We start from the raw sequence: 21,009 nt of genomic DNA, 5'->3' as shown, positions 1-21,009 counted from the left end.
TTCACCGAACTATGACCTTGCCGGTGACAGATCCCTTATCCGAAAGCACCCTGTAAAAATAAATGCCGGGGATTACGCGCGTGCCATTCTGGTCGCGGCAGTTCCAGATAGCTGAGCGTCCATCTTTATTGGACGCCGATTTGATCGTAGGAAAAAAGGCAGCTGCCATTAATTGTAAACTTTTACACATTATTTCTTCCGATATTTCAATAGTTATTTTATACTATTAAGCAATGTTGAGATTTTTGTAAACTTTTGACTTGTCATTATAGAAAGATGAGATTGCTTCGTCTCCCGCTTTCTCACTGTAAAAAATCAATGATGCGGGATTCCTCGCAATGACCCCGAGGGGGAGATGGTGAAACGGAAAACCAGTGATTATTTTTTTAAAGGAAATCCCGTATTAGTCTGCGACAATACGGGATGCTGAAATCGGCAGCGCTTCGGCTACGCCTCAGCGGCCGATTTCGCATGTGAGACCGACGCGCTGCTAAGAAGCTAAAAATATATCAAATACTTCACCTTGATCGCCGCGATCTGGTAACGGAGCGCCAGTGACCGGTCGATATCCTCGGAGCGGTAATCGTTGACCGCAATGTATAACCATGACTTGGGGCTGAAGTTCCATGAATAAATGAGACCCCAGCGGTTGCTGACGTATTCCAGGGAATCGAAATCCGCTTCCGGGGCATACATGACGAGCTGGTCAAGTATGGTCAGCGTCATGGTAGGGGACAGGCGGATATCAGTTCTCGGCCTGAGCATGGGCCAGAGCGCGATCACATGATTGTCCGGGTCCCATTCAAGCCATGTATTGACGGTCATCGTGATGCTCCAGGGGGGCAGGATGGAATAACTCGCGGTCAGCCAGTTCGAGCCCTGATAAGCGAGGAACCCGCGCGCGTAGTTCATCGTGTATTCGTAGTAAACGCCGCCGTTCACGTTGTTCCCCCGCAGGTTGCCCCAGAAATTGAAGTTCGCGCTGCGGTAAAAGAAGTTGGTATCGGCTTCGTAGCCGTCAGCCGCATCAAGTTCCCAGTAAGTGCCCCACATATTGCGCAGGCCGATGCTGTTCGACAGCAGTACGCCTTTTGACCAGTCTGAGCTGCCGGGCGATCGCCACAGGAAAAAGCCCGGCTGAACGGTAGTTGTGCGCACAAAGCCCTGGCGGAAATTGAATTGTGGTCCGCATAATGCAATGACCCTTTTCTGGCCGACCCACGGCACAAAGCCGATATCCCGGACGTCGAAACTGTCGTCAATGGCATCCATCGCGATATTGGTACTCAGTATGCCCAAATGGCCGCTGAAAGCCGATGTAACGGCCCATCCTTTTTTAGAACCATAATCGCTGAACGCGCCTTGTACGAGAAGTTGATTGCGTCCATTTCGATACGTTGCATCAGCTCCCAGTGCGTAATTGTAATTGGCAGTGTCGACGAACGATGAACTTAAAAGGATGCCCATGTCGGAAGACGGCATCAACTGGTATTTTGTTCTCAAGACGCCGAACCAGCGGGCTGGTTCATCCAGACCGTACACCTCATTAGTGTATTCGCCCGTATGGGCGCCAAGGAGTCCGCCGCTCCATTTAGATGCCATGGTCGTCAGCTTGACGCCGCCGATGATCGGTACGGCGTCGCCGTCAGCGAGCTTGCCGATCCGCCGGGTGTAGAAGATTTCCAACGGTGTAAAAGGTCCGTTTTCAAGGCTGGAAAGGCGGAAGATATCGGTTCCTTCGATGAAGAATGGCCTGCGTTCCTGCAGATACGTCGGGTAGCGGGAGAGGTTGAGAGTGTAGGGGTCGGATTCGATCTGGGCAAAATCGGGGAACGTGGTGGCATTTATGGACGTCTGGGGGGTGATGTCCCACTTGAAATTAAAGCTGGGACGTGGTTTTATTTTTGTGTCGTAACCGCCGCTGTCGTTTTCGAATTTATCATAGCGCACGAAACCTTCAGGGAAAAATTCGAAATAATACCCGGATGATTTTGGGCTGATATTTTTCAAAGTGCCCCAGTTAGTCATTAGATCCCCGGTCGACTGGGCGGTTTCGGTCCAGAGGTCGTTTTCGTTGGTTACTGCGATATGTCTGAGGAACTGAACGCCCCACTCGTTGAGATCTTTATTATACCGTATCGTATTGAAAGGTATCTTCATCTCGAATTCCAGCCGGTCAGGGTGCATTTTGACATCATGGTACCAGATCCCTTCCCAGGTCAGGTCCTGTTGAGTGCCGCCGTCAAGGATCCACCCGTCCCAGTATAGCTCGCTGGCGTATATAAGGAAAAAGTAACCGGTTGTTTTCGCACCATTTGGATCGACGGAGATAGCCACATAATCCTCATCGCGGGTCAGGCAAGCGACCGGCGGATTTTTTTCCGCGTGGCACTTGAAAGCGACATAAAGGTTCTTATCGTCCTGCAATACATAAACGATAGTCCGTTCTGTCGGTTCGGTCTTTTCATACGGGACAAACTGGACAAAATCGTACGCCGAATCTGCCTGCAGCCAGATATCCTCGATGACGCCGTCGATCTGGGGGGCGGGACCAGTCAGAGTGCGAGCTTCTATCGCTTTCTCGTTTGCGGTAAATATCAGAGCCATGAGTAACAACATTTTATCCTCCTTTTTGCCTTACGATACGATCGTTTCACGTGTATGGATCGCATATCCATTAATGATCGTTTGGCTCAAAATATTATCACATCCATAATCACAGCCATGCCGGGATTTATTAATAGGCAGCCGGTACAAGGTGAACTCCACTTTTTATTATTTATATTTAGGATATCTGTGAAGATTTTTTTTCTGGGCCTGTAATTTCAGCGCTTGAGTGTTTTGCGCTAACATATGGAGGGGTATTGTCTGGACCCGATGCTCCATATGGCTCGTCGGATGTGTGGCGCTGATCCGTGAGATAAGGATCATGATCCAGGTGATCGCGAATACGGCAAGCAGTATATACCCGGCGTGGCGCGCGACGAACCGTGCAGCCAGGGAATAGTTTTTACGCTCCCGTTCATACTGGATGACATTTGGGTCGTTGCCATCGTATTCGAGCCGGTTGCCATAAACGGTCAACAAAGGCAGCCAATCCAATGTGTCGGGTTCGGCATTCACCATGCGGCTTGCTGTAACGACCAGCTCAGGCAGCATACCGACGAACGGGTAGCTATCCTCGTTGAGAGCGACATCGACCGGAGCCGCCTGCAATATGGTGCATAATAAAATTATCATCATGTTTTTCTCCTCGTTATTTATTATCTTGGGCAGCGATGCTTTTTATCCCATTGATATAAAATGTTGCCAGAGTGTCAGCGTATTGGCGGTAGAAATCGTCTTCGGATACACGGCATCCCGCGTTAATTTCCTCTAATTTTGGCAGAAGTTTGGGTTTCGCCGGAGCATTGATTATTAAGTCCCAGGAGTATTTTCCCTCAAAGTGCCCGAAAATGACATTCGTGAGGAAGCTGCGCACAACTGACATCTTGATATCGTCCTTGATATCCAATCCCATTTCCGAGAACAACCGGTTCAGCGAGGCGCGATTTTCTGTCACCCATTTTATTCTGAGGTCGGCGATCTCCGGGATATCGAGCGGCATGGCGCTGATGCCGACGATCGTCAGTTCGGTGTTGAACCTGAAGAAATCGACCATATTCTTCACCAGGGTTTTCATCCTTTGCTCCAATGCCACGCTTTCATCACCAATGCTTAGTATCGTCTCAAAGTACATTCGGTACGTTTCGTTCACGATCTCGCGCAGGATCCCGACTTTGCCTTCGAAATAGTAATTGATCATTGAGATCTGGACTCCAGCAGTCTTGGCGATTTCTCGAATGCCTACAGCGTCATAGCCACGTCTGGCAAATAGATGTATAGCAGTTTGAAATATCTTCTGCTTTGTTTCTTTCTTTGGCGCACCTTTTTCCATTTTAAACTCCTTTCCTTGATTATTATTAAACGTACGATTGTGCTAGTCGTTCGTTTGTTAAGTACAATCGTTCGATTATATTATAATCACATTTTCGGATTTGTCAAGGGGTAAAATGCATGTTAATATTGATTATTTAAAAAAGTTATTATATTTCAGAATATTTATTTGTACTTTCTTCTTTTTTAAGCAGTTATTTTTAATTCTAGGTAGGTTTTTCTTTATTAATAACACCCTTGTAACCATATAAATAGAGGTTAGTCAGGCTATCTGCAAACCTGTTGTACAGATTATCATCTACTTCTTTGATAAATGATTTATATCCGGGAGCCTGTTCTTTGGCATATATAGATTCAAAGAGATTCATTACGGTGAAGATCAGTGGTCTCCTGATGAGTGACATTTGGATTGTGTCAGCAGTGTTGGCTCCCAGCTTATCATAGAAAGGTTTCATGGCCTGTCCGATCCGCTCGTACCATTCAGTACGCAAAGCGATGACTTCCGGATCATCGATCGGATTGGTCGCGAATCCGACCAGTGACAATGCCGTGTTTTCCCTGAAAAATTCTACGATACCATGCACAAGTTTACGGACATGCTCTTCGACCGGACTATCTGGCGGCGCGATACCGGTGAGCATCTGGAGATACTTTTCGTGGCATTCATTGACGATCGTTTTCAGGATCCCCAGTTTGCCTTCGAAATAATAGTGTATCATGGCGATATTTACGCGGGCACTTTTTGCGATCTCCCGTGTGCCCACGCCGTGATAGCCCTTCAACGCAAAAAGGGACACCGCGGTATCGAAAATTCTTTGTTTGGCTTCTTTGGCTTCTTTAGGGTTTTTGGTTTCTTTGTCTTCCATTAAGTTCTTATTATTGTTTTTCTATCATTATATTATACCCATATGGCCGGTAAAATCAAGAAAGAGAACAACGCTATTGACATTGATAGGATTTTGGTTATGATTGACAATGATATTGAAATTTAAGGAGGTGGCATTATGAAAAAGCTCATCGCGCTACTCCTGCTGGCAATTATTTTTGTTGCCTGCGGCCCCAAGTGGGCAAAGAAGGAGACGATGGATGCCTTGAACGAAGCCCGGGCCGCATTATCAGCCGCTGAGGCGAGAATCACTGACCTGGAGAGCGAAAAGGCAGGTTTAGAAGCTCAAAAAGCACAACTGGAAAAGAACATCGCAGACATGACCGCCGAGATCGACGCCCTGCAATCCAAGATCGATTCGCGCTGTAAGAAGCTGAAATAAGGGGGATGAGATGAAGAAACTTATATCAATAGTATTTGTCTTGTTCTTGCTGGCACCGGTCCTCGCGTTGGCTCAGGAAAAGATCACCGAAGAACAGGCGCAGGCCGAGCTTCTGAGCGTGAAAGATAAACTTGCCCAGGCTGAAGCGAAGATCTCAAGCCTGGAGTCCGAGATCGCAACGCTGAAATCTGACATTGCGGCGCTCGAGACGAAACGCAGCGAACTCGAGACCAAACTGGCCGAGCTGAAGGAAACCTGGAAGAAATGCCAGTATGGACGTTATAAGGTTGTCGATGGCGACTGGCTTTCCAAGATTTCCAGCATGCAGAAAGTCTATAATGACGGAAAAAAATGGCCCATGATATACGAAGCGAACAAGGGCCTGATCAAAAATCCGAACATTATATATCCAAACTGGATCTTGCTTATTCCGACTCTGGACGTGTATACAGTAGCGCCCGGAGATTGCATGTGGCTTATCGCCTCATACTTGTCGATATATTCAGACGCCAAGAAATGGCCGGAAGTGTACGAAGCCAATAAGGATAAGATCAAAGATGCTGACATGATCTATCCCAAGCAGCAATTTGTAATACCGCACGAATAAGAGATTACATATCTTAGGGGAGGGGTTCATAGTAACCCCTCCCTATTTTAATTTTCAGACATCTCAATGAAAGCATCGATATCAATAGCCGGTTTAGACCCCACGCTGGTCGCCGGGTTCGAGGATGAACTGATACGCAAGCTCCAGACCACGTTCAACCTTGCCGTCACCATGCGCGGTGATTTCATATATATTAAAGGCGATCAGCAAAAGGTCAGGGAAGCGAAGAGATACATCCAGAACCTGTTAAAGGGCGTCGCTATTGGAGCTGGCACCGCGATCCCAGAGATCGTGGCGCCGGGAGCAACTGAAAATGACGCCCGTTCCGTCGTCACGCCCAAACGTCTGGTCAGGGCAAAGAGTGCCGGACAGGCAGAATATCTGGTTGCGATCGAAGAGAACGATATCGTCATTAGCATCGGACCGGCCGGGACCGGCAAGACATATCTCGGCGTGGCTAAGGCTGTCGCTTATTTGATGTGCAAGAAGGTCGAGAGGATCATCCTGACCCGGCCGGCGGTCGAAGCCGGGGAGTCGCTGGGATTCCTGCCCGGTGCGATCGAGGAGAAAGTCGACCCGTATCTCCGACCGTTATATGACGCCTTGAATGATTTCCTGCCCTATGACAAAGTGCGGAAATACCTGGAAATGAAGGTCATTGAAGTCGCGCCGCTCGCTTATATGCGGGGCCGCACATTGAACGACGCGTTCATAATCCTCGACGAGGCGCAGAATACGACGGGTATGCAAATGAAGATGTTCCTGACCCGTATGGGCTGGCGGTCAAAAGTTGTGGTTACCGGTGATATCACCCAGGTCGACCTGCCGCCCGAAGTGAATTCCGGATTGATCGAGATCCAGAATCTCTTAAAACAGATCAGCGGCATTCGTTTCATTTACCTGAATGATCAGGACGTCGTGAGGCATCATCTCGTGCAATCCATTATCAGGGCCTATGAAAATAAGAGTTCATCATAAACTGATCATTTTCCTCGGCACCATACTGCTATATAACCTGATCTTCATGCCGCCCATTTTCCACCGCAAAACGTTCCTGAAAGAGGGCGATGTCGCACCGGATGATATCATCGCGCCGTACGATTTTTCCGTTCCGCGGAGCGAGCAGGAATTACTGGAAGAGCGTGATGCCATCGAAAAAAGGATCCCGCCGGTCTATAATCTTGACAATACCTTGGTCAAATCCATCCACCGGAAGATCGACGCGATCGGTTCCAGCATCGATTCGCTGAGTACCATCGCCAGTCGCGATTCGCTGGCCCAGATGATCGAGAACGTTTACGGCGTGCCGCGCGATCTGGTCCTTTACATGATAAAGATGAGTTACAAGACCGTGCTCAAGCGGTTGAGCGGCGATATTACGCGGATCTATGCGCCATGGGTGATCGATGACAAACCTTTCTCTTACCGGATCATCACGATCGCGTCCGGCGATAAGGAAACGGTCGAATCGATCGACGCGATCCCGACGGTCGCTGAAGCAGAAAATCTGGTCCTGGGCACGGGGAACGGCTCTTACCGGAAATTGGTCGGTTCTTTCCTTGCACCCAACGTCATTTTCAACCAGGCCAAGACCCAGCAAAGGATCGATGAGGTTTTCAGCAGCGTCCCGCGCGTTAAAAAGGAGATCCTCAAGGGCGAGATCATCATTGAAAAACACAAGCGCGTGACCAAAGAGGGGCTCGAAACCCTGCAGGCGATGGAAATGACTTACACAACCCTGGGAACGTGGGATATCGTGAAAACGGTCATCATCCGCAACATCTTCCTGCTGGCCGTGATCTTCATTCTCTTTCGTTTCAGCGGGCTTACACAGCAGGCCATGTTCCGGGAAAAGAGTCTGTATTTCATCGCGCTTCTCTTCGCGGTATACCTGGTTATCGGCAAGATCGCGTACGAGGCGAACGCGCTGTATCTGCTGCCGATATCGTGTTTTGTTTTCATCCTCGCCATGTACTTCAATTTCTATACCGGCATCTTCTTCACGCTGATCTTCGCTTCCGTGTTCGGGGTGATCCTTAATTCGCTGCCATTCATGATCTACCTTCTGATCAGCGGACTGGTCGCCTGTTTTTCAAGCCAGACCATACGTACACGGCTTTCGCTGTATCGCCCGATGATCTACATAGGCCTGGCTAATATCCTGACCATCCTTTTCATCGACCTTTATATCAATAAAAAGGGAGTCAACTTCCTTTACCTCGGCGAGGGGTTCATGAACAGCGCCATCAGCAGCGTCGCCGTGGGCGTTCTCCTGCCCTTTCTGGAACGGCTATTCGATTTCACGACCGATCTGACGCTGTTGGAACTGGGCAATCTGAACCTGCCTATATTCAAGGAAATGTCGTTGACCAGCCCCGGAACGTTCCACCACTCGGTGGTGGTCGGCAACCTTGCCGAAGCAGGCGCGTCCTCGATTGGGGCGGATCCCGTGCTGGCCAGGGTCGGGGCTTATTATCACGATATCGGCAAGATGAAAAAGGCCGATTATTTCATCGAGAACCAGCTGGGCGCTAAGAACCCCCATGATAACCTCAAACCCCAGATGAGCGTGCTCGTCATCGTATCGCACGTTAAGGAAGGGATAGACATGGCCAAAGCCATGAACCTCCCCCGCAAGCTCATGGATATCATCGCCGAACACCACGGCACGACCCTGGTGGAGCTGTTCTACAAAAGGGCCATGCATCTTGCCGACGGCGTGAAGGAGGACGATTTCCGCTACCCTGGTCCCAAACCCAAGACCCGGGAGGCCGCGATCGTCATGCTTGCCGACAGCGTTGAAGCCGCGGCGCGCAGCGAAAAAAATATCTCGGTGACCAAGATCCAGAAGATCGTCCGGGACAGCTTCGACAAAAAATTCAACGACGGTCAGCTGGACGAGTGCCCGATCAACCGCTACGAGCTCGAACTGGTCAAGACGGCTTTTTTGCCGATCCTTAACGGCATATTTCATCCCCGCGTCGTTTACCAAGACCAGGAAACAGAGGCGGTGCCCGCTGCTCAACCGCCTGAATGAACGTAAAAATATACCGGCTAAAAAAATCGCCGCGGATCAGCTCGAAAGCGGTTACGCGGCTTGTTCGGTCGATCACAGGCCAGGAGGGCTGTGCCTCAAGCCAGGTCAATATCGTACTGGCGGATGACGCTTATCTGCGCTCTCTCAACCGCACTTTTTTCCATAAGAACCGTCCGACCAACGTTATTGCCTTTACATTCGACCACCTCGTTGAAATATACATTTCCCTAGACCAGACGCGGGACCAAGCCGATGCGTACTATTACATTGCGCACGGCCTGCTTCATGTCGCCGGTCATGACCATCTGACAAAGTCGGACGAGCGCCGCATGAACAGAAAATGCCTTGAATATATCGGCAAAGTCATCTGTAAAAGAGGTGCTCGGTGACCATTCAAGTTGTGCTGATAATCCTTTTCCTTTGTGCCAGTGCTTTCTTTTCCGGCATGGAGACCGCGATCTTTTCACTTTCGCGTTTCCGCGTGAGAACGTTGCTCTTTGAAAACAAAAAAGGCGCCAGGCAGCTGGAAGCGATCAAAAAAGAACCCGGCAAAACGCTGGCCTCGTTGCTGCTGTCAAACTTGCTGGTCAACATAGGAGCATCATCGGTGGCAGCCATTATCCTGGTGCAGGTTGTGAACCGGCACCATCTCAACACAGTGCTGTCGTTTATCATTGAGTTCGTGCTTATGACTTCGATCCTGCTCATATGGGGCGAGATCACCCCTAAGGTGCTGGCCTTTTCCAGGGCGGAGTTGCTCGCGCTTCGGTTCAGCGGAGTAATTAAAGTCATCACCAGGGTTTTCACGCCCGTGTTGTGGTTCTCCGAATCACTGATCCGCCGTTTAGCCGCGGAGCGTCCAAAGAACATCATTACCGAGAGCGAGATCCGGTTCATGCTGAACGAAGCCAAGCAAAGCAGTCTCCTCGATGAGAGCGAAGAGCGCATCGGATATCAGATCCTTACGTTCGGCAAAAGGAAAGTAAGCGAGATCATGACGCCCCGGACCAGGGTGATTGGCATCGGCATCGATGACCAGGCCTCGGATGCCCTGCGTCTCGTCCGGAAAACAAGGCACTCAAGGGTCGTCGTTCACGATAACAGAGGAGATGTCTGCGGCGTGCTATACGCCAAGGACCTGCTCGGCCGGTCATCGCTCGAGAGCCTTCCCGTATCCCAACTGGCGCGCGAACCATATTATGTTCCGGAAACGAAATCGCTGGATTCGGTCCTGCTCGAATTCCGGAAAAAGGGCGTTCATTTCGCGGTAGTCGTCGATGAATTCGGCGATTACATGGGGATCGTTACCCTGGAAGATATCCTGGAAACTTTGTTCGGCGAGATCGTTGATGAGTATGACAGCGCCGCCGATATTCCCTACCAGAAGGTGGCTTCCGATGTCTATCAGTTCGACGGCGACATCAGCGTGTCCGAGGTCAATCAAGTTTTCAAAACACGCGCGTTTGGCGAAACGGGCGAGCGTCTGGCGGCCTTGATCCTGAGGACCCTGGGCCGCTTCCCCCGCGAAGACGACACCGTGATCTTCGATGATTACGAATGCACTGTCTCCGAGATACATAATCGCACGATCCGCAAGGTCGTGGTGAGAAAACGATGATCCTTTTTTTCATTCCTTTCATTTTGATCATACTGCAGGGGTTGTTCACGGCGACCGAGACCGCGGTCATGAGCATAGAAAGATCACGCCTGGGCAGAGCAATTCTTGAAAAAAAGCACTGGGCATCAAGAACGCGCAAGTTCCTTGATAAACCGGACCGGTTTTTTTCAACGATCCTGATATGCGAGGATCTACTGCTGGTAGTGGCATCGACTTTTTTCGCGCAATTCTTTATTTTCCGCTGGGGTAGTAATTGGGTCATTCTTTCGACCGTTATTCTGTCCCTGTTCTCGCTCGTGATCGGTCAGTATATTCCTAAAGCGATCGCCCTGACGATCCCGGAGACGGCACTGGTGATGCTGAGCGATCTCATTTATACCCTTGAGTTCGTCCTGACACCGGTGGTCATCGTTTTTTCAGCCATCGCCCGTGGCATCGGACTGATCCTGGGTATAAAAAAACGGACCGACATCATCCGCCATTCGGACATAGTCTTTGCCATGACCGAATATGAAAAGGAGACCAGCAAACTGGCGTCACGGCTGTTCAATTTCTCTCACCGCGTCATTTCCGATGTCATGATACCACTGGATGCTGCGCATATGTGTAAACAGGGCGAGGAAAAAAGCGTGATCTCCGAGAAGCCCGACCGCGTGTTCACGCGCTGGCCCGTATTCAGCGATAAGCCCGGTGATATTATTGGGATCTTCAATATCAAGGATTACATATATACCGATAAGGCGGCAACGCGGCCTCCGTATTATGTGAAAGCGGACGAAAGGTGCATGACCGTTTTCATGACCATGAAAGAAAAGGGTGAACACATGGCAATCGTTCGGGGTTCTGACGGGTCAGTTAACGGTATTGTTACGCTGGAGGATCTGATCGAGGAGTTGGTCGGGGAGATCAGGGATGAGAAATAAGAGAAGCAGGGATGAAAAGATGCGGAGATGAAGAGATGTAGGGATGAAAAGTGGAAGATGCAGGATATGCAGGATCGTTACACTTGCAGGAATCGCAAAGCACGATATTAAAGTAGGGCAAGGTCATGATCCTGCGCAGCGGGGCTTTAGCCTTGCAAAGATATGGAGTTAACTCGTAAGAGTTTTACAAAAGCCTGACGGCTTAAATCCCGGAGTCAGCTCGTTTATTACAGCTGTTTGAGTTTTTCTTCGGCTTCGACCGGCGTGATCCTAGCCTTCTCGAGGTCATTCAGGATTTTCTGCTTGGCCGACCTATGGCTGAAGTCAAAGAATTGCAGAAGCCCCAGGAATATCAGGATCAAGGGCCAGTCTCGGCCAAGGATGAGAACATGCAGGTTCCCGAGCCAAAAGAACAGACCCAAAAAGATGACGGCGATCAGCACTGCCATATGGTTTCAGCTAACGGTCGAACAGCTCCCTGAGTTTCGGAGGAATGTAAATATTGCTGAAGTCGAGCGATCTGAGTTCATTCACAAAGATCTGCTCTTTGGCGTCGTTAGAAAGGCTGTCATTGATGATGAAAAACGGTCTTTCCCTGAGTTTACAATAACCACCGCGGCCGAAGAAGCGGTCATATTTCACCGTAATCGATAGTTTTTCGCAGAGCTCCTCAAGCAAGGTCAGGCTGTCGGTTTTTTTCATTTTCTACCGAAAAATTTACCGAAAAAGCCGCTCTTTTTTTCTTCCAGCCGCGCGATCCCCTTCTGGGCGGCTTCATTTTTCGGGTCCCAGTTCAGGGTTTCGTAAAACGATTTGAGTGCCTCTGTTTTGTCGCCGAGGAATTCATGGGCAAGACCGATGTTGACGTGGACGGTCGGGTTGAACATCATCTGTTTTGCTGCTTCTTTCAGTTTTTCGAAACCTTCGACCTTATACTGCCTCGTATAGACAAGCGCAAGGCCGAGGTAGGACAGGTAAATCGGCTGCGGGTTGTACCGGCAGGCGATACGAAGGAGGTTGACGGCGCGCCAGGGATCGTTCTGTTTTAAGAACGCTATCGCCCGGCTAAAAGCGTTCTTTGCCTGAGTTTCGTGCGCTTCGTCCTGTGGTTTCACGCCCGTTTCCAGGCTTTTATCGTATTCAGCCTTCAGTTTGTCATCGGAAAGAGTGCGGTACGCCGCCGTGATATTGGCGAATTCCTCGTTGGCTTTTTTCTTTTCGTTCTCGTCTATGAACCGGTCAGGGTGGTATTTACGAGCCAGTTTCAGATAGGTGGTTTTGATCTCCCCCGGCGTTGCCGTCTTGGCAACACCGAGAATAGTATAGTAATTCTCCATATTTTATTTGCACCCGATTATACTCATTAATGCCTATGTGTCAAGTCCCGGACGCCGACTACGTTTATATTTTGTACTACACCTCCTGTTATTTTTGTTGCGCCGGTTTGCTCAATTTCGCCTTTATTTCATCCCGGCGGATCTCCGCGTTGGAAAATGCGCCATCAAGCACCAGTGTTTTTTCATACATATCTACTGCTTCGGTAAGTTTCCCGGCACCTTCATAAGCAAGGCCCAGGTAATAATAAACTTCGGGGTCATGCGGGTTCATTTTCAACGCCGCCGCGAACTTGAAGATCGCCTGTTCATATTCTTTGTTCAAGAGATATGTCTGACCCACTTCCAGCAGGACCTCAATTTCTCCGTGTTCCATTCTCCTTTCCTCGTTTTACCGCGCAGAGTGCGCAGATAAATGATAAATTCGCAGATATACGCAGAAAAAAATCGTATCCCCATCCCTGCTTATCCCCAGATCCCCATTTTTTTCATCCCCGCATCTCTTCATCTCTTCTTCTCTTCTTTGCATATCACCGTGTCTTTCAGATACTTATTGTTCTTGTCTTGATATTCGAGCATATAATGCAGTCCCCGCGATTCCTTGCGCAACAGACAGCACTTGATGATCAAGTTAGCGATCTCTACGAGATTTTTAGATTCCGCGTTGATCAGATGGATCCCGTCGTCAAATTGTGACTGATATTCATTGATCCTTGCCTGAGCTTTTATCAGTTCGGTTTCAGACCTCATGACGCCAGCATACGCGCTCATAAGGTCCTTGACCGCAAGTTTGAAATCAGAACCGGTGCGTGCCTCTCTTTTCATGTCAACGGCTCTTTTTGAGTTCAGGTCCGTGATCTTTTTTACCCGGTGAGCTGCTCTTGATGCAAAAACAAGCGCCTCAAGCAGGGAGTTAGAAGCAAGGCGGTTGGCGCCATGAACGCCAGTACATGCGCATTCACCCAGTGCAAAAAGACGGGGGATCGAGGTTTCTGCCCAGGTATTGACCTTGATCCCGCCGCACATATAGTGAGCTGCGGGGACGACCGGGATCGGTTCGCGGGTGATATCGATACCCCATTTGTAACAGGTATCGTATATGGTGGGGAACCGGTTTTTGATGAAATCGGATTTCAGCGGCGTCACATCGAGCAGTACGTAAGGGGAATCAGTTTTATGCATTTCCATAAGGCAGGCACGGGCGACGATATCCCGGGGGGCAAGGTTGCCGAGCGGGTGGTATTTTTTCATGAAAGCTTCGCCGGCGATTGTTTTCAGTATCCCGCCCTCGCCCCGTACCGCTTCGGATATCAGGAACGATCGTCCGTCGATCTTGATGTTGTAGACCGCGGTCGGATGGAACTGCACGAATTCAAGGTTACTGACCTCAGCTCCAGCGCGGTACGCCATAGCAATGCCATCGCCCGTCGCGATCGGAGGATTGGTTGTGTGCAGAAAAACCTGACCGACGCCGCCCGTCGCCAGGATCGTAGCGTTGGCCAGCAGCCTGTCGATCCGCTGAGTGTTAGCGTCAAAGAAATAAATGCCCATACATTCACCGTGGTGGATGATCAGATCCAACACGATATCGTTCTCGCTGATGACGATGTCATGCCGCTTGGCTTCTTCCAGAAGCACGCGCTCGATCTCATAACCGGTGAAATCTTTGGCATGGACGATGCGCCGGCGCGAGTGACCGCCTTCCTGGCCCAGGTCGAACGACCCGTCGCTTTTAGTCGAGAACCGGCAGCCTATGTCGTACAGCTCCTGGACAAGTACAGGTCCTTCACGCGCCATGATCTCTACGGCATTCTTATGTGATAATCCTTCGCCTACGGTAATGGTATCCTTGATGTGAAGATCAATGCTATCGTCCTTGCCAAATACCGACGCGATACCGCCCTGCGCGTAGTTTGTGTTAGAATCAGCCTTTCTTTTTTTGGTGAGCAGCATGACTGAACCGTGCCGGGCAGTCTTGCTCGCGAAGGTAAGTCCTGCAATCCCTGAGCCGACAACCAGGAAATCTACTCGTTTCGGCATTGTTCAATTGTATATAAAACAAGTGGAGTGTCAACCCATAACGGATGGTTAAAAGGTTTTGGGCTGGGAAATTAGAATGGTTCACGGTTTTGGGGTTGTAGTTTGGGTCTAACACCCCAAACAAACAACCTGTTTCTATTCCCGCTTCCAAACCCTAAACCACTGATCTTGTGCATTAATACTAGCAGCTCTGTGGATTTCTAATGGGGTCAATGGTTGTTCAGGTTGACTCGTTAATAAAGTTATATATAATTGATTGATAAATAAAAGAATACCATGACCCTATCGGAAGCAAAAAAAGAGATCGCGCGCCTGAAAAAGGATATTAATTACCATAATTACCGCTACTACGTGCTCAACGACCCCGTGATCACGGATCACGACTACGACCAGCTATATAAAAAATTGCAGGATCTTGAGCAAAAGTTCCCCCGGCTCGCCACGCGGGACTCGCCTACCCGGCGGATTGGCGGCGAACCTTTGAACGGTTTTAAAACGGTCGAGCACAAAATCAAAATGCTGAGCCTGGACAATACCTATTCAGAGGACGAACTCAGGGAATTCGATGATCGGATGGCCAAACTGCTGAGCCGGCCGACCGCCTATGAAGCTACCTTGAAGGTCGACGGTGTGGCCGTGTCACTGCACTACAAAGACGGCGTTTTCGCGCTCGGCGCGACCCGTGGCGATGGCATTCGCGGCGACGACATCACGCAGAACCTGATGACGATCAGGTCGATACCCATGCAGATCCTCGGCGATGAAAAGGATCTGGGTACGATCGAGGTCAGGGGAGAAGTCTATCTGCCAAAGAAGGCGTTCGAGCGCATCAATGATGAACACGAGCGCATGGGCGAGCCGCGGTTCGCCAACCCCCGGAACGCGGCGGCCGGAACATTGAAATTGCTCGATCCCAGGGAAGTCGCAAAAAGAGGGCTTGATATCTTCATTCATACGATAGTAAACGCGCCCGGTGCAAAGTGTCAGCGGCATTCCGAAGTGCTGAAAAGACTGCACGCGATCGGGTTCAAGATCGTCCCCGGCCTGAAGGTGTGCGCGACCATAGATGACGTAATTAAATACGTAAAGGAGTGGGAGGACAAGCGCGACCGGCTTGAGTTCGAAGTAGACGGCCTGGTGGTGAAGGTGGATTATTTCCGTGACCGGGACGTGCTTGGGTACACCATCAAAAGCCCGCGCTGGGCAATCGCTTACAAATATCCGGCGCGCCAGGCGATCACCAGGCTTAACGACATCCACCTGCAGGTCGGCAGGACAGGACGGATCACGCCCGTCGCGGTCCTGGAACCAGTGCCGTTATCCGGTTCGACGATCTCGCGGGCGACCCTGCACAACGAGGACGAGATCAAGCGGAAGGATATCAGGGTTGGCGACCACGTGATCATCGAAAAGGGCGGCGAGGTCATTCCCAAGGTCGTGGGTGTGATCAAGGATCGCCGGACCGGCGGGGAAAGACAATTTCGATTTCCAGCCGAATGCCCGGTCTGCCTTGAGAAATCCTTTCGTCTGCCGGGCGAGGCCGATTGGCGGTGCGTCAACGCTTCATGCCCGGCCCAGATCAAGGGCGCGATCCTGCATTTCGCGTCGCGGCCGGCAATGGACATAGAGGGGCTGGGTTATATGCTGGTCAGCAAACTCGTCGATGCCGGTTTGTTGAGCAACTTTGACGATATTTACAGCAAACTGGACACCACGGCACTTTCCGGTGTGGAGCGGATGGGCGAAAAGAGCGCGCGCAACCTTGTCGAGGCCATCGAGCACAGCAAGGAAAAAGATTTCTCAAACGTGCTGTATGCCTTGGGGATCCCCAACGTGGGTATCAACGCCTCGTCGATCTTGGTGACCAGATTCAGGACCGTGGACGAGATCATGAAGGCCGATGAGGAACAGCTGTCGAACATCATGGGTATCGGTCCGGTCATCGCGGCCGGGATCGTGGATTATTTCCACAACGCGAGAAATAAAAAGCTCATCGAGAATCTGAGGCTCAGGGGTTTGAAATTCAAAAGCGATCAGACAGCGCGCGAAGCGATACTGAAAGGCAAGACCTTCATATTTACCGGCGAATTGACCGCCATGACGCGGGAGGATGCCCAGGCGCTGGTAAGGAAACTGGGCGGGCAACCGTCAACGTCCGTATCCAGGAAGACCGATTTTGTCGTAGCCGGCTCAAACCCGGGTTCAAAATACGACAAAGCGCAGAAACTGGGCGTGAAGACCATCAGTGAAAAGGAATTTTTGCAGTTAATCAAGGAGAAAAAGAAATGAAAGAACAGCCGATCATAAACTATATCGAGAAAATAGTCCGTGATGAGTTCCAAAAATTATGTACTAAAGACAAGACCATCTGCAAATGCGACAACTGCTATCAGGATATCATGACGCTGACGCTCAATAATCTGCCGGCCATGTACGTCACGACCGATGTCGGCCACATCATGACCATGTACAATCTGAACAAGGATCAACTACAGGCGCAGGTCATGGTCGAATTGATCAAGGCGATCGAGAAGGTCAAAAAAACGCCGCGGCACTAATCGAGCCGCAACTGCTGTTTGCTGATCAGGTTTTTCAGGGATTCAATAAGGGGAGTCAAGGGCCGGTCCGTTTCGATGAAAGGGACCAGCTGCCGGACCCGGGTCTTTATTCTTTCAAGACCAGGTGAAGTTTTCAGCGGTTTGAGCAGATCGATCGCCTGGCATGCGCACAGGAGTTCGATCGCCAGCACATAGCGCGTGTTCTGCAGGACCTCAAGTGCTTTCAACCCCGCATTCATTGACATGCTGACATGATCTTCCTGACCGGCGGATGTGGGGATCGAATCCACTGATGCCGGGTGGCAGAGGATCTTGTTCTGTGAGACTAACGCCGCAGCCGTAACCTGCGACATCATGAAACCCGAATTCAAACCTGGTTTTTTCGTGAGAAAAGGATTAAGTCCGCTCAGTTTGGAATCAAGCAGCCGGTAGATCCTGCGTTCGGATATCGATGCGAGCTCGGCGAGCCCGATCGCCATCATGTCGGACGAGAACGCTATTGATTCGCCGTGGAAATTCCCGCCGCTGATAACCGCATTCTGGTCCGCGAAAATTATCGGATTGTCGGTGACCGAATTCATCTCGATCGTTATCGTTTTTCTCGTGTTATCATACAGATCGCGCACTGCGCCGTGCACCTGGGCAAGGCATCTGAGGGAATAGGGATCCTGGACCTTGGGACAGTGCGCATGGGAATGCAGTATTTCGCTGCCCCTAAGCAGGTTGCGGATGTTCCGTGCCGACCGCTGCGCGCCCGGCTGGGGGCGCACCGTAAAGAGCCGGGGGTCGAACGGCGTCACGCTGTTCCGCAGGGCGTCAAGGCTCAACGCACCGCATAGATCGGCGGTATCGCACAGGAATCTGCCTTCAATGTTGACCAGGGCCGCGATCGCGCATGAAAACTGCGTTCCGTTGATCAGTGAAAGCCCTTCCTTTGGCTGCAGGACCAGCGGTTTCATGCCCGCCAGTCGAAGAGCTTTTGATGACGGCATCTGCCTGCCTTTATAAAAGACGCTGCTTTTGCCTACCAGAACCAACCCCAGCGCGGCCATTGGCGCGAGGTCGCCTGATGCTCCCACTGAGCCTTTCATCGGCACTAGCGGTATGATGTCCTTGTTGAGCAGCGCGGTCAGTGACGTGATGAGTTTTCTGGACACGCCGGAGTACCCTTTGATAAGCGTGTTTATTCTCAGTGCGATGGCAGCCCTCACCAGCTCCTTGGCGAACGGGGCGCCCACTCCAGCGTGATGGCTCAGCAGGATGTTGTGCTGGAGTTCGGTCAGGTCCCGGCGATTGATCCTCACCTGGGACAGCGCGCCAAAACCGGTGTTGATACCGTACAGGGCTTTTTTGCTATGCTGGTGATGGCTTACGAAATCTTTAGCTCTGGATACTCCCTTCCATTTTTTCGGATCGATCCTGACCCGCAGACCGCGACGGGCGATATTGGCCAGGGATTCGATCGTCAGGGTGTCGCCGTCAAGCGTTACCATCGGCGGTAAATAAGCAGACTTACCTTGTTGATGTCGGCCTGTACGTCAAACCCGTACATCTTGGCGCTGACATAAGCATCAGCGAGCGAGTAACCGAAAAGAAAGAATCCCCACCAAAGGATGGAATTCCGGGATGCGTATTTAGTAGAATCTTCCTTGGCCTCGGTATGGTATTTGTATGCGAGATAGCCGAGCGCGATCTCACCGCCGGCGATCACCGAGCCCGTTATGTAGTGTTCGGTGTAGAACTGCCCGCCGCCCGGGATGACGCTGAGCAGCATTGCCAGGCTCGCCGACTTTTTCTGGGCAAAAGCCATGCCGGTCATTGCGATCAACATGAAAATTAATATTTTATATGACTTCGTCTTTATTATATCTCCAGTTTCCAAACCCTAGCCCATCTTCTATTATTTAGTGTATTTGTATTCGAATTTTTCGATCGAATCGATTATCGCAATGCAATACATGCTCTGGTATTCGATCTTCTGCTCGTCTAAAAAGCGCAGGATATCCTTGATCCGGGTCAACGCATTCGGTGCCGATATGAAAATTTCGATACCCTTGTAATGCGGGTCGAACCTCCGGATGATCTCCACTTCTGCGTACGCGGTCAGCTTGTCGTCATCAAAGAATCGTTCAGCGGGAAAACTATTGCGATCACCGGTAAGGCCTTTTTCTCCTTTTAAAACATCCTCCCACATGGCGATCTCTTGCTCCAATTTGCTGATACTGGCTTTCAAAGGCACGTACTTTGACTGGTACAGGTAGGCGGCAAAGATCATGGTTATGATAGCAATGATCCATCCAAGATATTTCATTTTTTTATCCCGTTCTATAACCTTTTAATGGCATTCTGGATGCCGTTTCGCTTGTTGATGAAAGTTTCAAGCCGGTCCTGTTCGAGCCGTCTAAATTCATCGCTCAGTTTGTCCATGTGTTCCGGGTTGTTCAGGCGGTACTTGATCTCATCGATCTTGGCGGCCAGAAAACCGATCTCTTTTTCCAATCTCTTTTTTTCTTTAGTGACGTCGATCCCCTTGAGGATCACGTAGCACAAAAGCGAGGGCAGTACGATCGCCGCGGCGGGAACTTTAGGTTCGCTGCCGAACATCAGGATATCGATGCCGGCCAGTTTTTGTATGATCTGCTGGTTATCGCGTAAAAATGCGGTCATATTGTCGGAAGCAACAACGTGGATATCGAGTTTCTCTTTGGGACTGATCGCGAACATGCCCCTGATATTCCTGACCGCCATGATAAAATCAATGAAAGCGCTGATATCGATGTCATGATCATCTTTCGATCTTGACTTGAAAGGTTCTGGCCACCTTTCGGTCAGAATGCTGCGGTCCTTGCCGAACCGTGAAAAAAGTTCGTCCGTAATGAACGGAATATACGGGTGCAGCAGGATGAGGATCTTCCGCGTCAAAGTGACGCTCATATTGTTCTTGTTGTAAGGCGGCAGTTTTATGAATTCCAGGTACCAGTCGCAGTAGGTGTGCCAGATAAAGTCATAGAGTCTACGGGCAATGGCATTGATCTCGTAGGACTGGTAAAACCGCTGGATGTCCTTGAGCATATTGTTGAATTCCTGGCATATCCACTGATCGATCGCATTCCCGGGATCCTCTGCCTGCAAAGACGTCAGGCCGCCCGTGCCGCTGTCCTGCGCATTAAGCCACACGAGCCGGGACGCGTTCCATAGTTTGTTGCAGAATTTCCTGCCGACATCGATCGATTTCTCGGAGAAGAGCACGTCCTGCTCCCGGGGCGTGATGAGCATCATGCCCAGGCGGAGCGCGTCCGCTCCGTACTTTGACACCAGGTCCATGGGGTCGGGTGAATTGCCCAGGCTTTTTGACATTTTTCGTCCCTTTTCATCGCGGACCATGGTGTGGAACACGACGTCGCTGAACGGCTTCTGACCGGTGAATTCGATGCCGGCCATGATCATTCGCGCGACCCACAGGTAAATGATATCCCAGGCGGTAACCAGCGTCTGCGTCGGATAAAAACGCTTCAAGTCAGCCGTTTCGGCAGGCCAGCCCAGGGTGGCAAACGGCCAGAGCCAGGACGAGAACCATGTGTCAAGCACATCCTCATCCTGCTTGATGTCAGTGGAACCGCAGGCGGGGCAGCGGCTGGGTTTTTTCTCGGAGACGATGATGCCCTTGTGCGTGAAGCCGGTCTCGTCT

General features: G+C 50.5%; 23 protein-coding genes. 9 read left to right on the top strand and 14 right to left on the bottom strand.

The features are described 5' to 3' along the window. Position 1 precedes the first annotated feature (1 nt). The 5 genes from VF399_01690 to VF399_01670 form a co-directional block, all read right to left on the bottom strand. Complete coding sequence (locus VF399_01690) at positions 2–190, bottom strand: T9SS type A sorting domain-containing protein (protein HEX7319051.1); 189 nt, start codon at positions 188–190, stop codon at positions 2–4. A gap of 308 nt (positions 191–498) precedes the next feature. Next, entirely contained in the window at positions 499–2,619 is a 2,121-nt protein-coding gene (locus VF399_01685) for a DUF5916 domain-containing protein (GenBank protein HEX7319050.1), read from the bottom strand. Between the two features lie 156 nt (positions 2,620–2,775). Beyond that, on the bottom strand, positions 2,776–3,243 hold the full coding sequence (locus VF399_01680) for a hypothetical protein (protein HEX7319049.1): 468 nt from the start codon (positions 3,241–3,243) through the stop codon (positions 2,776–2,778). 13 nt (positions 3,244–3,256) lie between these two features. After that, a complete protein-coding gene (locus VF399_01675) occupies positions 3,257–3,937 on the bottom strand; it encodes a TetR/AcrR family transcriptional regulator (GenBank protein HEX7319048.1) in 681 nt (226 codons plus the stop codon). A gap of 205 nt (positions 3,938–4,142) precedes the next feature. Beyond that, positions 4,143–4,802: a TetR family transcriptional regulator gene (locus VF399_01670; GenBank protein ID HEX7319047.1), complete on the bottom strand. Its 660-nt coding sequence runs from the start codon at positions 4,800–4,802 to the stop codon at positions 4,143–4,145. Positions 4,803–4,940: 138 nt separating this feature from the next. Here VF399_01670 and VF399_01665 point away from each other — a divergent pair, with 138 nt between their 5' ends. The 7 genes from VF399_01665 to VF399_01635 all read left to right on the top strand — a co-directional run bounded on the left by VF399_01665 (position 4,941) and on the right by VF399_01635 (position 11,389). Next, a complete protein-coding gene (locus VF399_01665; protein ID HEX7319046.1) occupies positions 4,941–5,204 on the top strand; it encodes a hypothetical protein in 264 nt (87 codons plus the stop codon). 10 nt (positions 5,205–5,214) lie between these two features. Next, positions 5,215–5,811 carry a LysM peptidoglycan-binding domain-containing protein gene (locus VF399_01660; protein HEX7319045.1) on the top strand — a complete coding sequence of 199 codons (597 nt, stop codon included), beginning with the start codon at positions 5,215–5,217 and terminating at the stop codon, positions 5,809–5,811. 66 nt (positions 5,812–5,877) lie between these two features. Next, positions 5,878–6,789 carry a PhoH family protein gene (locus tag VF399_01655; GenBank protein ID HEX7319044.1) on the top strand — a complete coding sequence of 304 codons (912 nt, stop codon included), beginning with the start codon at positions 5,878–5,880 and terminating at the stop codon, positions 6,787–6,789. Then, positions 6,767–8,848 (top strand): HDIG domain-containing protein, encoded by a 2,082-nt coding sequence (locus VF399_01650; protein ID HEX7319043.1) that lies wholly within the window; start codon positions 6,767–6,769, stop codon positions 8,846–8,848. The genes VF399_01655 and VF399_01650 overlap by 23 nt, the downstream gene beginning before the upstream one ends. After that, entirely contained in the window at positions 8,845–9,237 is a 393-nt protein-coding gene (ybeY, locus tag VF399_01645; GenBank protein ID HEX7319042.1) for an rRNA maturation RNase YbeY, read from the top strand. Before VF399_01650 ends, ybeY begins: the two co-directional genes overlap by 4 nt. Next, the gene (locus tag VF399_01640; GenBank protein HEX7319041.1) at positions 9,234–10,466 is read left to right on the top strand and encodes a hemolysin family protein; all 1,233 of its coding nucleotides are present in this window, start codon (positions 9,234–9,236) and stop codon (positions 10,464–10,466) included. Before ybeY ends, VF399_01640 begins: the two co-directional genes overlap by 4 nt. Beyond that, on the top strand, positions 10,463–11,389 hold the full coding sequence (locus VF399_01635) for a CNNM domain-containing protein (protein HEX7319040.1): 927 nt from the start codon (positions 10,463–10,465) through the stop codon (positions 11,387–11,389). The genes VF399_01640 and VF399_01635 overlap by 4 nt, the downstream gene beginning before the upstream one ends. A 227-nt stretch (positions 11,390–11,616) precedes the next feature. Here VF399_01635 and VF399_01630 read toward each other — a convergent pair whose 3' ends face one another. From VF399_01630 to nadB, 5 genes are all read right to left on the bottom strand, one after another. Further along, positions 11,617–11,838 (bottom strand): hypothetical protein, encoded by a 222-nt coding sequence (locus VF399_01630; protein HEX7319039.1) that lies wholly within the window; start codon positions 11,836–11,838, stop codon positions 11,617–11,619. A gap of 10 nt (positions 11,839–11,848) precedes the next feature. Then, complete coding sequence (locus VF399_01625; protein HEX7319038.1) at positions 11,849–12,091, bottom strand: hypothetical protein; 243 nt, start codon at positions 12,089–12,091, stop codon at positions 11,849–11,851. Beyond that, the gene (locus VF399_01620) at positions 12,088–12,726 is read right to left on the bottom strand and encodes a DnaJ domain-containing protein (protein ID HEX7319037.1); all 639 of its coding nucleotides are present in this window, start codon (positions 12,724–12,726) and stop codon (positions 12,088–12,090) included. Before VF399_01620 ends, VF399_01625 begins: the two co-directional genes overlap by 4 nt. 88 nt (positions 12,727–12,814) lie before the next feature. Next, positions 12,815–13,099, bottom strand: a complete 285-nt coding sequence (locus tag VF399_01615; GenBank protein ID HEX7319036.1) for a tetratricopeptide repeat protein — start codon at positions 13,097–13,099, stop codon at positions 12,815–12,817. A gap of 128 nt (positions 13,100–13,227) precedes the next feature. Then, positions 13,228–14,763 carry an L-aspartate oxidase gene (gene nadB, locus VF399_01610; protein ID HEX7319035.1) on the bottom strand — a complete coding sequence of 512 codons (1,536 nt, stop codon included), beginning with the start codon at positions 14,761–14,763 and terminating at the stop codon, positions 13,228–13,230. 276 nt (positions 14,764–15,039) lie between these two features. On the opposite strand from nadB, the gene ligA reads away from it, so the two are divergent. Then, positions 15,040–17,052 carry an NAD-dependent DNA ligase LigA gene (gene ligA / locus VF399_01605; GenBank protein ID HEX7319034.1) on the top strand — a complete coding sequence of 671 codons (2,013 nt, stop codon included), beginning with the start codon at positions 15,040–15,042 and terminating at the stop codon, positions 17,050–17,052. After that, complete coding sequence (locus VF399_01600; GenBank protein HEX7319033.1) at positions 17,049–17,321, top strand: late competence development ComFB family protein; 273 nt, start codon at positions 17,049–17,051, stop codon at positions 17,319–17,321. Before ligA ends, VF399_01600 begins: the two co-directional genes overlap by 4 nt. Here the strand turns inward: VF399_01600 and hutH are convergent. From hutH to VF399_01580, 4 genes are all read right to left on the bottom strand, one after another. Continuing rightward, positions 17,318–18,814, bottom strand: a complete 1,497-nt coding sequence (gene hutH / locus VF399_01595) for a histidine ammonia-lyase (GenBank protein HEX7319032.1) — start codon at positions 18,812–18,814, stop codon at positions 17,318–17,320. The genes VF399_01600 and hutH overlap by 4 nt on opposite strands. Next, positions 18,808–19,152 carry a hypothetical protein gene (locus VF399_01590; GenBank protein ID HEX7319031.1) on the bottom strand — a complete coding sequence of 115 codons (345 nt, stop codon included), beginning with the start codon at positions 19,150–19,152 and terminating at the stop codon, positions 18,808–18,810. Before VF399_01590 ends, hutH begins: the two co-directional genes overlap by 7 nt. A gap of 69 nt (positions 19,153–19,221) precedes the next feature. Then, positions 19,222–19,632: a hypothetical protein gene (locus VF399_01585; GenBank protein ID HEX7319030.1), complete on the bottom strand. Its 411-nt coding sequence runs from the start codon at positions 19,630–19,632 to the stop codon at positions 19,222–19,224. 14 nt (positions 19,633–19,646) lie between these two features. After that, the coding region (locus tag VF399_01580) for a class I tRNA ligase family protein (protein ID HEX7319029.1) at positions 19,647–21,009 on the bottom strand (1,363 nt) is incomplete at its 5' end.

The sequence above is a fragment of the bacterium genome, from assembly GCA_036382775.1.
Lineage (GTDB): Bacteria > Hydrothermota > Tepidihabitantia > SM23-42 > JAOAFX01 > DASVHD01.
This window is presented reverse-complemented; position numbering and strand designations above follow the sequence as displayed.

What these genes read in the sequence shown, in the direction of transcription:
- VF399_01690 (HEX7319051.1), bottom strand. Translation starts at nt 190, where the DNA reads ATGTGTAAAAGTTTACAATTAATGGCAGCTGCCTTTTTTCCTACGATC.
- VF399_01685 (HEX7319050.1), bottom strand. Translation starts at nt 2,619, where the DNA reads ATGTTGTTACTCATGGCTCTGATATTTACCGCAAACGAGAAAGCGATA.
- VF399_01680 (HEX7319049.1), bottom strand. Translation starts at nt 3,243, where the DNA reads ATGATGATAATTTTATTATGCACCATATTGCAGGCGGCTCCGGTCGAT.
- VF399_01675 (HEX7319048.1), bottom strand. Translation starts at nt 3,937, where the DNA reads ATGGAAAAAGGTGCGCCAAAGAAAGAAACAAAGCAGAAGATATTTCAA.
- VF399_01670 (HEX7319047.1), bottom strand. Translation starts at nt 4,802, where the DNA reads ATGGAAGACAAAGAAACCAAAAACCCTAAAGAAGCCAAAGAAGCCAAA.
- VF399_01665 (HEX7319046.1), top strand. Translation starts at nt 4,941, where the DNA reads ATGAAAAAGCTCATCGCGCTACTCCTGCTGGCAATTATTTTTGTTGCC.
- VF399_01660 (HEX7319045.1), top strand. Translation starts at nt 5,215, where the DNA reads ATGAAGAAACTTATATCAATAGTATTTGTCTTGTTCTTGCTGGCACCG.
- VF399_01655 (HEX7319044.1), top strand. Translation starts at nt 5,878, where the DNA reads ATGAAAGCATCGATATCAATAGCCGGTTTAGACCCCACGCTGGTCGCC.
- VF399_01650 (HEX7319043.1), top strand. Translation starts at nt 6,767, where the DNA reads ATGAAAATAAGAGTTCATCATAAACTGATCATTTTCCTCGGCACCATA.
- ybeY (HEX7319042.1), top strand. Translation starts at nt 8,845, where the DNA reads ATGAACGTAAAAATATACCGGCTAAAAAAATCGCCGCGGATCAGCTCG.
- VF399_01635 (HEX7319040.1), top strand. Translation starts at nt 10,463, where the DNA reads ATGATCCTTTTTTTCATTCCTTTCATTTTGATCATACTGCAGGGGTTG.
- VF399_01630 (HEX7319039.1), bottom strand. Translation starts at nt 11,838, where the DNA reads ATGGCAGTGCTGATCGCCGTCATCTTTTTGGGTCTGTTCTTTTGGCTC.
- VF399_01625 (HEX7319038.1), bottom strand. Translation starts at nt 12,091, where the DNA reads ATGAAAAAAACCGACAGCCTGACCTTGCTTGAGGAGCTCTGCGAAAAA.
- VF399_01620 (HEX7319037.1), bottom strand. Translation starts at nt 12,726, where the DNA reads ATGGAGAATTACTATACTATTCTCGGTGTTGCCAAGACGGCAACGCCG.
- VF399_01615 (HEX7319036.1), bottom strand. Translation starts at nt 13,099, where the DNA reads ATGGAACACGGAGAAATTGAGGTCCTGCTGGAAGTGGGTCAGACATAT.
- nadB (HEX7319035.1), bottom strand. Translation starts at nt 14,763, where the DNA reads ATGCCGAAACGAGTAGATTTCCTGGTTGTCGGCTCAGGGATTGCAGGA.
- ligA (HEX7319034.1), top strand. Translation starts at nt 15,040, where the DNA reads ATGACCCTATCGGAAGCAAAAAAAGAGATCGCGCGCCTGAAAAAGGAT.
- VF399_01600 (HEX7319033.1), top strand. Translation starts at nt 17,049, where the DNA reads ATGAAAGAACAGCCGATCATAAACTATATCGAGAAAATAGTCCGTGAT.
- hutH (HEX7319032.1), bottom strand. Translation starts at nt 18,814, where the DNA reads ATGGTAACGCTTGACGGCGACACCCTGACGATCGAATCCCTGGCCAAT.
- VF399_01590 (HEX7319031.1), bottom strand. Translation starts at nt 19,152, where the DNA reads ATGTTGATCGCAATGACCGGCATGGCTTTTGCCCAGAAAAAGTCGGCG.
- VF399_01585 (HEX7319030.1), bottom strand. Translation starts at nt 19,632, where the DNA reads ATGAAATATCTTGGATGGATCATTGCTATCATAACCATGATCTTTGCC.